This is a genomic window from Archangium sp. (assembly GCF_057119385.1).
In genome coordinates this window covers 16,687-29,269 of record NZ_DBNGVP010000162.1, presented here as the reverse complement: position 1 = coordinate 29,269, position 12,583 = coordinate 16,687, and the positions used below count along the sequence as shown (strand labels likewise).

General features: G+C 70.3%; 13 protein-coding genes. 5 read left to right on the top strand and 8 right to left on the bottom strand.

What is annotated here, in order from left to right; all coding sequences use genetic code 11:
- Positions 1 to 8 precede the first annotated feature (8 nt).
- Both AC16DP_RS39290 and AC16DP_RS39285 read right to left on the bottom strand, forming a co-directional pair.
- Complete coding sequence (locus AC16DP_RS39290; RefSeq protein ID WP_329729739.1) at positions 9 to 827, bottom strand: hypothetical protein; 819 nt, start codon at positions 825 to 827, stop codon at positions 9 to 11.
- 510 nt (positions 828 to 1,337) lie between these two features.
- Positions 1,338 to 1,964 carry a hypothetical protein gene (locus AC16DP_RS39285; protein WP_329729740.1) on the bottom strand — a complete coding sequence of 209 codons (627 nt, stop codon included), beginning with the start codon at positions 1,962 to 1,964 and terminating at the stop codon, positions 1,338 to 1,340.
- 222 nt (positions 1,965 to 2,186) lie between these two features.
- Here AC16DP_RS39285 and AC16DP_RS39280 point away from each other — a divergent pair, with 222 nt between their 5' ends.
- A complete protein-coding gene (locus AC16DP_RS39280) occupies positions 2,187 to 2,543 on the top strand; it encodes a hypothetical protein (RefSeq protein ID WP_329729741.1) in 357 nt (118 codons plus the stop codon).
- 73 nt (positions 2,544 to 2,616) lie between these two features.
- Here the strand turns inward: AC16DP_RS39280 and AC16DP_RS39275 are convergent, their stop codons facing one another.
- Together AC16DP_RS39275 and AC16DP_RS39270 are read right to left on the bottom strand one after the other, a co-directional pair.
- Positions 2,617 to 3,012 (bottom strand): TerB family tellurite resistance protein, encoded by a 396-nt coding sequence (locus AC16DP_RS39275; protein ID WP_329729742.1) that lies wholly within the window; start codon positions 3,010 to 3,012, stop codon positions 2,617 to 2,619.
- 152 nt (positions 3,013 to 3,164) lie between these two features.
- Positions 3,165 to 4,082: a pseudouridine-5'-phosphate glycosidase gene (locus tag AC16DP_RS39270; RefSeq protein WP_329729743.1), complete on the bottom strand. Its 918-nt coding sequence runs from the start codon at positions 4,080 to 4,082 to the stop codon at positions 3,165 to 3,167.
- A 229-nt stretch (positions 4,083 to 4,311) separates the two neighbouring features.
- Between AC16DP_RS39270 and AC16DP_RS39265 the strand changes: the two genes are divergently transcribed.
- Positions 4,312 to 5,223, top strand: coding sequence for a DMT family transporter (locus AC16DP_RS39265; RefSeq protein WP_329729744.1), 912 nt, complete (start codon positions 4,312 to 4,314; stop codon positions 5,221 to 5,223).
- 3 nt (positions 5,224 to 5,226) lie between these two features.
- On the opposite strand, the gene AC16DP_RS39260 is transcribed toward AC16DP_RS39265, so the two are convergent.
- Genes AC16DP_RS39260 through AC16DP_RS39250 form a run of 3 tightly spaced genes read right to left on the bottom strand, consistent with a single transcriptional unit; the run spans position 5,227 to position 8,759 of the window.
- Positions 5,227 to 6,942 carry an FHA domain-containing protein gene (locus AC16DP_RS39260; protein ID WP_329729745.1) on the bottom strand — a complete coding sequence of 572 codons (1,716 nt, stop codon included), beginning with the start codon at positions 6,940 to 6,942 and terminating at the stop codon, positions 5,227 to 5,229.
- Positions 6,943 to 6,975: 33 nt separating this feature from the next.
- Entirely contained in the window at positions 6,976 to 8,148 is a 1,173-nt protein-coding gene (locus AC16DP_RS39255; protein WP_329729746.1) for a hypothetical protein, read from the bottom strand.
- Positions 8,145 to 8,759: a deoxynucleoside kinase gene (locus AC16DP_RS39250; protein WP_329729747.1), complete on the bottom strand. Its 615-nt coding sequence runs from the start codon at positions 8,757 to 8,759 to the stop codon at positions 8,145 to 8,147. Before AC16DP_RS39250 ends, AC16DP_RS39255 begins: the two co-directional genes overlap by 4 nt.
- A 239-nt stretch (positions 8,760 to 8,998) precedes the next feature.
- Between AC16DP_RS39250 and AC16DP_RS39245 the strand changes: the two genes are divergently transcribed.
- The 3 genes from AC16DP_RS39245 to AC16DP_RS39235 are packed head-to-tail and all read left to right on the top strand — an operon-like array spanning position 8,999 to position 11,876.
- Positions 8,999 to 9,787 (top strand): lysophospholipid acyltransferase family protein, encoded by a 789-nt coding sequence (locus AC16DP_RS39245; protein WP_329729748.1) that lies wholly within the window; start codon positions 8,999 to 9,001, stop codon positions 9,785 to 9,787.
- A gap of 15 nt (positions 9,788 to 9,802) precedes the next feature.
- Positions 9,803 to 11,194 (top strand): tetratricopeptide repeat protein, encoded by a 1,392-nt coding sequence (locus AC16DP_RS39240; RefSeq protein WP_414640731.1) that lies wholly within the window; start codon positions 9,803 to 9,805, stop codon positions 11,192 to 11,194.
- A gap of 46 nt (positions 11,195 to 11,240) precedes the next feature.
- The gene (locus tag AC16DP_RS39235; RefSeq protein WP_329729749.1) at positions 11,241 to 11,876 is read left to right on the top strand and encodes a hypothetical protein; all 636 of its coding nucleotides are present in this window, start codon (positions 11,241 to 11,243) and stop codon (positions 11,874 to 11,876) included.
- Positions 11,877 to 12,007: 131 nt separating this feature from the next.
- Here the strand turns inward: AC16DP_RS39235 and rplQ are convergent, their stop codons facing one another.
- On the bottom strand, positions 12,008 to 12,421 hold the full coding sequence (gene rplQ, locus AC16DP_RS39230) for a 50S ribosomal protein L17 (protein ID WP_329729750.1): 414 nt from the start codon (positions 12,419 to 12,421) through the stop codon (positions 12,008 to 12,010).
- Positions 12,422 to 12,583: the final 162 nt, after the last annotated feature.

The following is a 12,583-nucleotide window of genomic DNA, read 5'->3' as shown; positions in this document are numbered from 1 at the left end:
CAACGGTGCTACTCGGTGGAGCGTCGAGCCTGTTCCAACGCCCTGTCCCAGGCGGATAACTGCGCGGCCACCGAGTACTTCTCGGCGCTGGAGACGTCCTCGAACTTCTCCGGCGGAAGCGCGCGGAGGCGCTCGCGCAAGAAGCCCGGGTCGCGGAGCACCTCGGGGTGCTTCAAGTCGTTGTCTCCCTCCACGAGGACAGGAATCAACCGGAGCACGGCCTCCTGGCACTCTTCCCGGGTGGCGTGAGCCATACGCTCCACGGTGAGGGCAAGGTGCTCGCGGACAGCAAGGGGACCTCCAGGGCACCAGGCCTCCAGCGTCTTGCGCCAGAGGTCCTCCATGAGCTCTTCCAGCGTGTACTTCTTGCCGGACCACAAGGCGTAGCGAGGCGCCTGGAGTACCTCCCAGAAGCGCAGCAGCGAGGCGAGCCGATTCGCCATGCGCGCAGCACTCCACGGCGGTGGCGGCGACACGGCATGGTGGAGCGCCCCCCAAGGGGTGTTCAGGCAGAAGGACTCAAAGACTCCCTCCATGCGCTGGCGCTTCTCCTTTTGGACGCCTTCGTCCAGGTGGGTGGAGACCTCGGCGAACAGGTGCACCCGCCAGCGCGGGTGGGCCCAGTCGAAATCCTCGGCCCCCGCGTGCATCACCAACACCTCCCCGGGTGACACCGGCCGCATCCGCCGGGGCTGGGGAAAGGCACCCGTCTCGAGGTACTCCCGGGCCCACCAACGGCCCTCGGTTCTCGCCTTGCGGAGGATGGCGGCGGTGGTGCCATAGAGCCACGCTGGGAACTCGAGCACCGGAGCCTGTTCCGAGGTCATGGCCTTGCGCCCTACTACAGCGGACAGATGCGCCTCAAGCGCTCGCGACTTCGCGCACTCCGAGGGCGGCGGATGTTTCCCGCTCGCTCAGCGGCAATCCACCGGCAGGTAGACCTGGCCCTGGAAGCCCGCGGGGCGTTCGCCGCCTTCATAAGCGGCTCGGATCGCCTGCTCTTTGCGGCCTGGAAGAGTGAAGGAGGGCGGTGCCGCATGAGCGCCGAGGGCCGCCAGGAGCACCAGGAGGAAAACCGCCAGCCCCCCGCGGTCCGTCCATCCGCCTTCAACCCCGGCGCATTGCCACCGAGGCCCTGCAACTGCGTCTCCCTCGCACGCGGCGCCTCGAGCGAGGCCAGGTACCGCTCCAAGATGGCGGTCACGCAGGCTCGCGAGACAACGCGAAGAACGCTCATTCCGCACTCCTGCCGGAAAGCAAGACTGGCATGAGGAGTGGAATGAAACGCTGACGAAGCGGAGCCGCGCTCTCGAGTGGGCGGCTCCGAGCCCGTCAACTCACAGCGTGACGTTCACCTGGTACTCGCCATCACCGCCGGACTTCGCGGTCCCGGTGATGGTGGTGCTCCCCGCCTTGCGCCGCACCTTGCCCGTCCCGTCGTCCTCGATCTGCCCGGACATGGTCAGGTTCAGGGTGACCTCGCCCTCGAGGTCCCCGTCCATCTGGAAGGTGCCCACGAGCGTCCCGGTGAAGGTGCCGTTGGGGATGTTGCGCAGCGAGAGCGTCAGCTCCGGCTGCATCGTCGTATCGGTGACCGTCTGGTAGGCGATCTCCACCGGCTTCTCATTCTCGGCCGGGGTGACCTCGCCGTCGGAGTACGTGGCCATCCCCACGCGCAGCCGCATGCCCTTGTTCGAGGACGACCCCTGGTCCACCTGCCCGGTGATGGTCAGCGTTCCCGAGGCGTCTCCATTGGCCGTCTGGGCGGGGATGTTCGCGCTCGTGGCGGCGTTGAAGCCGGCGAAGCCGAGCTGCAGGGACTTCTCCACGGACTTGTCGAGCCCGAGGTACGCACGGCGGGCCTGCTCATCGGAGCTGACCTCGTCGTTGCAGCCCGTCAGGCCCGCGGCGAAGAGGAAGGACACCGCGACGAGCGATACAGCACGAAGGGAAGGAAGGTTCATGGCTCCTGTCTATCAACACCCGGGGCCGGTACTCCACCTGGGGCCCGAGCACGTGGCCCACTGCCCCTGACGTGTCCATGACGTGTCCGCCGCCCACTCGAACACGTCGAGGCCTCGTGGCAGGATCGCGCACGAGCGGCGGCAACCGGGTGTGGATGCTCCCGCTCGAGATGACGGCCGCATGTCGCGCCCCGTCCCTGTCCGAACCTGGAGAGCCCCCGCATGAAGAAGCTCATCGCCGCCTTCGCATTCATCGCCGGTACCGCCCTGGCCGCTCACCCCGCCGAGACGAAGTCTCCTGTCCTCCTGGCCCAGAAGGAGATTGGCACGCCCAGAACCAACACGGGCACCGGCGAGACGAAGTCTCCTGCCCCGGCCCCGGCTCCGAAGGAGATTGGCACGTCCAGAACCAACACGGGCACCGAGAAGACGCCCGACACCCTGAGCAAAGAGCCTGCTCCGTCCGGGACGCAAAGCGTTGGCGAGGAAGGGGCCGGCGGCGGGGGAAAGGGCAAAGGCAAGGGGAAAGGCAAGGGCCACGGGAAAGGCAAGGGCAAGGGCGGGAGCGGGGAGGAGTAGAGCCGCCTCGCGGGGCGACCTCACGCGCCGCCCTCTCCCGGGGTCCAGGCGAGGACGGCGCTCGTGAATGACTTCAATCCAGCGGGTGGGCCGCTCCGCGCAGCGTCTCGTCGACGAGCGACAGGGGAACGGCCAGGGCCTCGGCCATCCCCTGGAGTTCCACGAACTCCGCCTGCGCCACGTCGCCGTCCGCCGCCGCCACCAGCGTGAGGTGCTGCAGCAGCCGGGCCCGCTCGAGCGGGGGCGCGTCCTGCCGCACCCGCGCCACCACGTCCTTCAGCTCGCGCCGGGCGGCGTCCACGGAGGGCAGCGCCCCCACGTTCTCCGAGCCGAGCAGCGCCGAGAGCGCCTGCACCTCCCGCTCGGACACGCCTTGGTGCGCGTGCGCCACCAGCAGCCCGCCCAGGAAGAGCGCCCGCCGCAACAGCTCGGCGTGCGGAAACTTCTCCTCCAGGTACGACGGATCCATCTCCCGGCCAGCCACCGTGCTCCGAGGCCAGAAGCAACCGCCATGCCGGGTCCCACGTGCAGTGACGCTGCGCCCGATCCAGGTGCATGCGTCCTGGAGCGCAAACGTGGCACGGTGAGGTGTGCCACCCGCGCTCGGACGAGGACGGCGGCTCAGCCCCGTGAAGCCTGGGCGTAGGCCACGGCGAGCTGCCCGGCGAAGCGGGCGTTGTTGGCGAGGAGCGCGAGGTTGGCGCGCAGCGACTTGCCACTGGTGCGGCGAGCCATCTCGGAGAGCAGGAAGGGGGTCACGGCCTTGCCGCGGACGCCCTGCCGATCGGCCTCGGCCATGGCCGCGGCGATGTGCAGCTCCACGTCGGCGCGAGGCAGCGAGGTCTCCTCGGGAGGAGGCACCGTGAAGAGGACGCCACCCTGCCCCAGCGTGTCGAAGCGGGCCCGGAGGATGCGTGCGCCCGCGGTGGCGTCGTCGACCCGGTGCTCCAGCTTCAGCCCGGACGAGCGGCTGTAGAAGGACGGAAGCTCATCGGAGCCCACGCCGATGACGGGCACGGCGGCGGTCTCCAGGGCCTCCAGGGTCTTGGGGAGATCCAGCACGGACTTGGCGCCGGCGCACACCACGGCGACGGGGAAGCGAGCCAGGGCCCAGATGTCCTGGGAGATGTCCATGTGCTCGGCGACGCCGCGGTGGACGCCGCCGATGCCACCGGTGGAGAAGACGCGGATGCCCGCGGCGGCGGCCAGCTCGCAGGTGGCGCTCACGGTGGTGCCTCCGGTGGCGCCCTGGGCGATGGCCACGGGGAGATCTCGCGAGGCCAGCTTGAAGAGCCGCTCACGGCCCTCGGCGAGCCGGCGCATCTGGGACTCCTCGAGTCCGATGAACACCTGACCATCCACCACGGCGATGGGAGCGGGCACGGCACCGGCGCGGCGCACGGCCTCCTCGCAGGCGCGCGCGGCCCCGAGGTTGTCCGGGTAGGGCAGCCCTTGCGCCACCACGCTCGTCTCCAACGCCACCAGCGGCACGCCCTGCTCCTTCGCGCGCCGGACCTCTTCGGAGTAACGCAGTTCCATGGGGGGCATATACGCCACGGGCCCGAGGGCAGGACAAGCACGGAGACACGGCGCCTCCCGGGGAGCGTTGGGCGCCGGTCAGGCGTGGGACGAGCCGCTGGCGGAGCTGGCGGGAGGAGCACAGGTACTCAACGTGGACGGACGCGCCGTGTTGCTCCGGAGAGGCCGCTGAGTCTGGGAGCGCGGGAGCATTGCCAGCACGCACGGCTGGCGGTATGCCGCCCTCGCCTTGAGCACCACCACCACCGCCGTGCCCTCCCCGGCCGCCCCTCGCGCGTTCTCCCTGTCGGATCTCGCCCTCGTCCTGGTCGTCATCATTTGGGGCACCAACTACACGGTGGTGAAGGAGTCGCTGAGCACCTTCCCGCCGATGGCCTTCATGGCGTTGCGCTTCGGGCTGGCGGCGGTGGCGATGGCGGTGGTGCTGCACGCGCGCGAGGGTTGGAAGCCCCTGCCCCGGGCCACGCTGCTGAAGCTCGTGGTGCTCGGGCTGGTGGGCAACACGCTCTACCAGTTCTGCTTCGTGATGGGCCTGGCGCACACCACGGCGGCGAACAGCGGGATGCTCGCCTCGGGCACGCCGGTGGTGACGGCGCTGCTGGGCGCGGCGCTGGGGGTGGACAAGCTCCGCCGGCCGCTGGCGATGGGACTGCTGCTCGCGATACCGGGCATGCTGCTGATCGTCAGCGCCCGAGGGCCCGAGCTGGACGCATCGACGCGCCAGGGAGACTTCCTGATTCTGGGAGCCTCGCTGTGCTGGGCCCTCTACACGGTGGGCATCCGCACGATTGGCCCCGAGGTGTCGGCGCTGCGCATCACGGCGCTCTCGATGATCACCGGAGCGCCCGGGGTGGTGCTGATGGGGCTGCCGTCGGTGATGGCGCTGAAGGTGGAGAGCATCAGCGCGGGGGCGTGGTTCGGCGTGGTGTACTCGGCGCTCATCCCGCTGGTGCTGGCGTACGTGGTGTGGAGCCGCAGCGTGCAGGAGGTGGGGAGCAGCCGGACGGCCATCTACAACAGCGGAACGCCGGTGGTGGCGGCGCTCACCGCGTGGCTGGTGCGAGGCGAGCGGCCCACGTGGATGCAGGCCCTGGGCGCGCTGCTGGTCATCTCCGGAGTGCTGGTGAGCCGGAGGCGCTGAGCCTCACGCGCGCCGCCGCGACACGGTGAGGCCGTAGTCCTCGATCTTCTTGTCGAGCGTGGGGCGGCTGATGCCGAGCAGCTTCGCGGCGACGATCTTCTTTCCCCCGGCGGTGCGCAGGGCCTCGGCGATGGCATCGCGCTCCAGCCGGGAGACGCGCTCCTGCAGCGTCAGCTGGGGAGGCGAGGCACTCCCGGCCTGGATCTCCGGAGGCAGCGCCAGCGCGTGCACCTGCGTGCCGGCGTGCACCAGCGCGAGCCGTTCCGCGAGCAGCTCCAGCTCGCGAACGTTGTGGGGCCACTCGTAGTCCCGGAGGAGCTGGCGTGCGTCGGGGTCGAGCACGGGCGGCTCCATGCGGATGGCACGGGCACCGCGGGCGGCGAAGAGCTCGAAGAGGATGGGGATGTCGGCGCGCCGCTCGCGCAACGGAGGAACGGCCAGCTCGAGTCCGGCGAGCTGCCGGAGGAACGAGGCATCCACCTCGCCCTTCAGGACGAGCGCCTGGAGCGAGGCATTCGCGGTGACGATGAGGCGGACGTCCACGGGCTCCTCGCCCCCTTGCAGGGCGGGAGCCGTCTTCCGGGCGATCAACCGGGCGAGCCGCTCGGCGAGGGGGCGCGGGAGCAGCTCCACGTGGTGCAGCAGGAGCGTGCCGCCATCGGCGCGCAGCAGGGCGGAGGCCACGGGAGGCTGTCCGGGCACGCTGGAGCGCCCGAGGAGCACCTCCTCCAGGGAGGAGGCGGGGTCGCGGCAGTCCACGCGGACGAGCGGCCCGAGGGCGCGGGGCGAGCGCGCGTGGATGTAGCTGGCGCAGAGGGACTTGCCGGCGCCAGGCGGGCCGAAGAGCACCACGGGGGCGGCGCTGGCGGCGGCGCGGCGGGCCTGCTCCACCACCTTGCGGAAGGGGCGCGAGTTGCCGGCCATGTCCACGCGAACCAACTGCCAGGTCTGGGTGCCCGCGCGAGAGCGCACGGCGGCGTAGGCCTCGCCCCCGAGCCGCCCGAGCATGGCGGCGAGCCGCGCGTCGGCATCGGAGAAGTCCGGCTCCGAGCGCTCCAGGTAGAGCACGCCGAAGGGCAGCCCGCCCGAGGCCACGAGCGGCGAGCACAGGACGCCAGCGGCGCGGCCCTGCTCGGAGTGCTCCAGGGTGGCGCGAGCCATGTCACGGGGCACCTCCACGGAGGGCTTGCCCACCACGGCGGCGGTGAGCAGCCCCTGGGTGTCGCCGAGGAGGGCCGCGGCCGCGTCGGCATGCAGCGCATGGAGGGAGGCCTCGGCGATGCGCCGCAGCACCATGGCCTCGCTGGTGGCCCCCAGCAGCGCCGCGCCCGCCGAGTACAGGGCGGCCTCGGTGCCGACGTGGGGCAGCACCTCCTCGACGTGCAGGAGGCTGGTGCCCTCGGGGACGGTGCCGGCGAGCGAGGCGGCGCCGAGCGGCTCGACGAGCACGGTCGTCTTGCCCACCTGGACGCGGTCTCCGGGGTGGAGCAGCACCTCGCCGGAGACGCGCTCGCCATTGACGGAGGTGCCATTGCGCGAGCCCAGGTCGGCCAGGTGCACCTGTCCCTCCTGCACGAAGAAGCGTGCATGGCGGCGGGACACGTGGTCGTCCTCGGGGAGGGGAATCTCACACGAGGGGCTGCGGCCGATCGTCGCCTCGGCCTGGATCTCGAAACGCAGGCCGGCGGAGGGGCCGGAGAGGAGCAGCAGGGCGGGCATGGCGGGCGGCGGCGGATGGTACCACCGCCCTGCTCACATCGGGCGCTCGGCGTTGAGGAGCGCGCGGACCTCGTCCTCTTCCAGGGTACGTCCCTCGCGGCTGAGGGCGATCGCGTTCACATCGGCCTCGGCGATCTCCACCTGGGCGCCCTTGCGCCACTCGGTGGTGTGGACGGCGCCGTCCACGAGCCGGCCGACGATGATGCCCTCCTCCCAGGAGAGCACCTCGGACCAGAGTTGCTCGGTGACGGAGTTGCCCTCGGGGTGGGTCTCGAAGGGGGCGCGCACGACGAAGGTGAGCGGCTCCATGAGGCCGCGGCGCAGGAAGCGGGCCTTGAAGGCGGGCAGGTGGGCCTGGGCCTCCTGGTGCATGGACTCGGTCTGCGCGGTGGGCTCCTGGGCGAAGCGCTCGCGGAAGGGGCGCAGCAGCTCCGCGGTGTTGTGCCGGCCCTGGGGCGACACCACGGTGAGGAAGAGCCCCTCATGGCCCTCGAAGGCCTCCAGGGGGACGCCGAGCAGGTTGGTGCGCGCCTCCTCCGAGGGCACCATCATGAAGGTCTGCCCCTCGCTGGTCCCCATCTCCTTGCGCAGCGGAGGCCCCTGGCCGAACGCCAGGTCGGTGCACAGCTCGTGGAGGAAGGCCTCGGCGGGCAGCAGGTCCTGCTCGCCCAGGTGGAAGATCTCCAAGTCCCTCGCGCCGAACTTCTCCATGCCGTGCGAGTGCACCCACAGGGGGGTTTCCCCCTCGATCACCTCCACGGCGTGGAGGTTGACGTGGTCGCGGATGTCGAAGTCCAGCTCGGTGATCTCGGCCACGTCCTCGGACTCGTGGACCTTGGACGAGGTGATGTCCACGAGCACCCCCTCCACGTGGGCCAGGACGATGCGGGCGCACATGAGGGCCACGAAGACGGGCACGGTGGGCTGGGTGGAGCTGGTCTCGAAGGCGAAGCGGTAGAAGGCCTGGGCGCGGGTGAGCGCCTCCAGGGCGGGCTCGCTGCCGGAGAACATGTCCGGGGTCCATTCGGCGGGAGCGGACCGCTGCTCGAAGACGATCTCCACCCGGGACTCCTCGGCCTCCACGGTGAAGCCGTGGCCGTCGGGGGCGGTGGTGAAGCCCATCTCCTCGGACTCGAAGGCGCCGCGCAGCTCGTCGATCGGGACGGGCGAGGCGCGCGAGATGGCGACGAGATAGACCTCCATCACAGGTGCTTCTCGATCTGTCGGAAGAGGTCCACGCGGTCCACCAGGTTCGTCAGATAGTCCAGCTTATCCGTCGGGAGAACGAGGACGGGGGACATCTTGTAACCACTGAACCATTCCTCGTACAGGGCGTTCAAGCGGTTGAGGTAGGCGGTGGGGATGTCCTGCTCCATCTCCCGGCCGCGCAGGCGGATGCGCTGGCGCAGCGTCTTCACCGGGCAGCGCAGGTAGATCATCAGATCCGGCGGGGTGAGCGTCTGGGCGAAGGTCTCGTAGAGGCTGCAGTACATCTGCCAGTCGCGCTTGTCGATGTAGCGCTGGCGGTGGAGATTCTTGGCGAAGATCTCCGCGTCCTCGTAGAGGGTCCGGTCCTGGAGGGCGGTGCCGGGCGAGCGCTCGAGCTCGCGCTGGAGGCGGAACTTGGCGGTGAGGAAGAAGAGCTGGGAGCGGAAGGCCCAGGTCTTCATGTCCTTGTAGAAGTCAGCGAGGTAGGGGTTCTCCTCGTTGGGCTCGAAGAAGGGGGTGAGGCCGTACTTCCGGCAGAGGAAGGACGTGAGCTCCGTCTTTCCGGCTCCGATGTTGCCCGCGATCGCGATGAACTTCTTCTTGGCCAAAGCACCGCGCTTGTACCCCCACCGGGCGGCGCACACCAGAACCAAGGTGGCATGCTAGATACGGGCCTTCATGTCTCCACCCGTCCCACCCCCTCCCATCGCCGGGCGCGCGAGCGTGCGGGCGGTCGCTGGCACCTTGGAAGAGGTGTGGGCGGCCCCGCTGTTCGGGCGTTTTTGGCGGGACACCGGGCGGCGCGCCGTGGTGGGCTGCCCGTAGGACGCTGACGAGGGTTTCCAGGATGCTCCGCAACTTGTTGTGCATGGTGGTCGCGGTGGTCGCCACCGCCATCTTCTTTCCCATGACCGTGGTGGTGGCGCTGGTCACCCTGAACCCGGGGGCCACGGTGTGGGTGGCGCGCCGGCTGTGGTCGCCCATCCTCATCGCGGCGGGAGGGGCGAAGGTGGTGGTGACGGGCCAGGAGAACGTGGACCCGAAGCGGCCCACCATCTACGTGTCCAACCACCAGTCCACGCTGGACATCCCCATCCACTTCGTGACGGTGCCGGTGAACTTCCGGTACGTGGCCAAGCACCAGCTCAAGTACGTGCCGCTGATCGGCTGGTACCTGTGGTTCGCGGGGCACATCTTCGTGAACCGGAGCCGGCGCGACAAGGCCATCGCCTCGCTGGACGCCGCGGCGGCGAAGATCCGCGCCGGCACGAGCGTGTTCCTCTACCCCGAGGGCACGCGCTCGGACGACGGCAGCGTGCTGCCCTTCAAGAAGGGCCCCTTCGCGCTGGCGCTCAAGAGCCGGGTGCCGGTGGTGCCCATCACCATCGAGGGCTCGGGCTCGGTGATGCCGAAGAACTCGTGGAACATCAAGCCGGGCCCCGTGTACGTGAAGATTGGCAAGCCCATCGACACCACGGGCTTCGACGAGGATGACCGCGAGGGGCTGGCCCGGGCGGTGCGCGACGTCATCATCCAGCAGAGCCTCGAGCTGGGCGGCAAGGGAGGCGATCCCGACAGGGCCACCGCCGCCGCCGGAGTCGAGGGGAACGCGCCGTCCCGCCGCAACGCCTCCTGAGGAGACCGTCTCCCCGTGCGCCTTCCCTCCCCCGATTCCCGTCTTGATGTTCGCCGGCTGCGCACCTGGGCGGGTGTGGCCGTGCTCGGACTGGGCCTGGTCACCGGCTGCCGCCATGGCGGCGCGGCCGAGCGCCCCCTGGACGCGCGAGCGCAGGCCCGCGAGTACCTGACGAAGAAGCAGCCCGAGCGGGCCCTGCCGCTGCTGGAGGCCGAGTCCGCCCGGGCGCCGGAGGACCTGGAGCTGGCGCGGATGCTGACGGAGGCCCAGGTGAAGGCGGGCCACACGGACGCGTGGATCGCCGAGCTGCAACGCCGCAACGCGCAGGCGGAGCGGGCGGTGAACCACTACATGCTGGGGCTGGCGTACTTCTCGCGGGCGTCGGACGCGGGGGGGCCGGCGGTGGCGGCCTTCGAGCGGGCCGTGGAGCTGAAGCCGGACGAGCCCGAGCTGCACTACCGGCTGGGGCTGGCCCGGCTGGAGTCCGAGCAGTACGCGGAGGCGGTGGGTCCGCTGCGGCGCGCGGCCGAGCTGGCCCCGGAGCGCGCGGGCATCCGCCTGCCGCTGGCGAAGGCGCTGCACCGGACGGGGGACGCGGCGGGGGCGGTGGCGGCACTGGGAGCGCTGGTGCGGATGAGCCCGAGCCCCTCGGAGGTGGCCACGGCGCGGGCGCTGATGGATCAGATCGCGGATCCGTTCGCGCGCTTCCCGAAGGCGGCCGAGCCCAAGCTGGAGGAGGGCCTGCGCTACCTGAGGGAGCTGGACGCGCCGCACCCGGCGATCGTGGCGTTCGAGGAGGTGCTGCGGGACTACCCGGACGTGGCGGTGGTGCACGCGCTGATGGGGCTGGCGTGGCAGCGGCTGGACGACGCGGGCCGGGCGGTGGAGGAGTTCAAGCGGGCCATCGAGCTGGCGCCGGAGGATGGCAAGAACCACTTCTACCTGGGCGAGCTGTACCTGGGGAGGCAGCGGCCGGAGGCGGCGCGGACGCACCTGGAGAAGGCGGTGGAGCTCAACCCGCTGCAGGACGTGGCGTGGTTCCGGCTGGGGGACATCTACCTGGAGCAGAGGAACCTGAAGGCGGCGGGCGAGGCCTTCCGGGTGCTGACGTACCTGGCGCCGGACGAGGTGGCGCCGAGGGGCAAGCTGGCGCTGGTGCGTCAGCTGGAGGGCGACTGGGCGGGCGCCGAGCGGGAACTGCTGCACGTGGTGGACAAGGATCCGGACAACGTGGAGTTCACGCTGCGGCTGGGCATCCTCTTCACCGAGCAGGCGAAGCAGTCCTCGAAGCCGGAGGAGCGGAGGGAGGCGGCCGGGAAGGCGGAGCGCTGGCTGCGCAAGGTGCTGGAGGCCCAGCCGGAGAACGCGGTGGCGTCGAGGGCGCTGCAGCAGCTGAAGAGTCCCTAGGGCCTGGTAGCCAGCGGGAGCCCGGACCCTCTACACTGGGGACTCGATGAGTGAAGGTGCCAAACAGCCCCAGCAGCCGCGCGGGACGCCGTCGTCGACGAGCATGCCCCGCGTCTCGCAGACGAACAATCCGCGCGTGATGAGCGCCGCGCGTACGGCGCCCCTGCCCAAGGAGCAGCAGGGTCCGCTCAGCCAGAAGCTGAAGGCCGAGTCCGCCAACGTGGCCCTCAACGCCCTCTCCATCGTGAAGGAGAAGGTGGAGGAGTTCCGCGAGCAGGACAGCTTCTTCAAGTACAAGGCCTTCATCGTGGCGGGCTGGGTGTTCCTGTCCGTCAGCACGTTCGGCATCACCTGTGCCCGAGGCAACGTGAAGCAGACGGGAGACTTCGGCGCGAAGCTGGTGCCCGTCACCAGCCGGGCCTCGCTGACGATCATGAACAAGAGCGAGGACGCCTGGGAGAAGGTCCACATCGTCGTCACGGACAGCCGGCGGGTGGAGTGGAATGCCTTCGTTCCGCGCGTGGAGCCGGGCAAGGACATCACCATCACGCCCAAGCAGCTGCTGAACGCGAGCGGCCAGGCGGCGCCCTCGGACATCAAGATCGTCGGCGTCGAGATGCGGACCGACGACGGCGACGCAGTGCTGCTCGAGAACGGCAAGAACCTCACGGACGCGCAGTAACCCGGAGCGGGCGTCGAGGGCACCCGGAGCCCTCCGCCCTTCCCTTCCCCGCACAGCGGACTCCCGAAAGCGCGAGAGCGCCCTTCCCCGGAGGGAAGGACGCTCCCGTGCACTGCCTTTGAGACGGCCGACTACTCCGCCTTGGTCTCCGTGGCGCCAGCCTCGGTGTCGACCGGAGCGGCCTTGGCGGGACGATCCACCAGCTCCAGCAGGGCCATCTCGGCGCCGTCACCGCGACGGAATCCGAGGCGCACGATGCGGGTGTACCCGCCCGGGCGGTTGGCGTAACGGTCCTTGTACTCGCTGAACACCTTCTGGAGGATGACGCGGTTGCGAACCGTCCGCTCCGCGAGGCGCACGTTGGCCAGGCCACCGCGCTTGCCGAGGGTGATGATGCGCTCGGCGATCGCCCGGGCCTCCTTGGCCTTGGGCAGCGTGGTGCGGATGGCCTCGTGCTCGAGCAGCGAGGTGACCATGTTGTGGAGCATCGCGAGCCGGTGGCTCGTGGTGCGGTGGAGCTTCCTCTGGCCTACCTTGTGACGCATGGTGCTGACCTCGGGCCCTTTCGGGGCCCACCACTCCGGCCGTACGAGGTACCGGGTGGGAAGGATGGAACCGGCACGGGCTCCACCGTTGCTGTGTTGGGCCTGGGAGGGCCCCCTCCTCCCTCGGGGTATGCGGCCATGCCGCCCCGAGGGACGAGGTGC

Coding starts and splice junctions, on each gene's coding strand:
- rplQ (WP_329729750.1), bottom strand. CDS start 12,421: ATGCGTCACAAGGTAGGCCAGAGGAAGCTCCACCGCACCACGAGCCAC.
- AC16DP_RS39270 (WP_329729743.1), bottom strand. CDS start 4,082: ATGGAACTGCGTTACTCCGAAGAGGTCCGGCGCGCGAAGGAGCAGGGC.
- AC16DP_RS39275 (WP_329729742.1), bottom strand. CDS start 3,012: ATGGATCCGTCGTACCTGGAGGAGAAGTTTCCGCACGCCGAGCTGTTG.
- AC16DP_RS39245 (WP_329729748.1), top strand. CDS start 8,999: ATGCTCCGCAACTTGTTGTGCATGGTGGTCGCGGTGGTCGCCACCGCC.
- AC16DP_RS39290 (WP_329729739.1), bottom strand. CDS start 827: ATGACCTCGGAACAGGCTCCGGTGCTCGAGTTCCCAGCGTGGCTCTAT.
- AC16DP_RS39260 (WP_329729745.1), bottom strand. CDS start 6,942: ATGCCCGCCCTGCTGCTCCTCTCCGGCCCCTCCGCCGGCCTGCGTTTC.
- AC16DP_RS39285 (WP_329729740.1), bottom strand. CDS start 1,964: ATGAACCTTCCTTCCCTTCGTGCTGTATCGCTCGTCGCGGTGTCCTTC.
- AC16DP_RS39280 (WP_329729741.1), top strand. CDS start 2,187: ATGAAGAAGCTCATCGCCGCCTTCGCATTCATCGCCGGTACCGCCCTG.
- AC16DP_RS39235 (WP_329729749.1), top strand. CDS start 11,241: ATGAGTGAAGGTGCCAAACAGCCCCAGCAGCCGCGCGGGACGCCGTCG.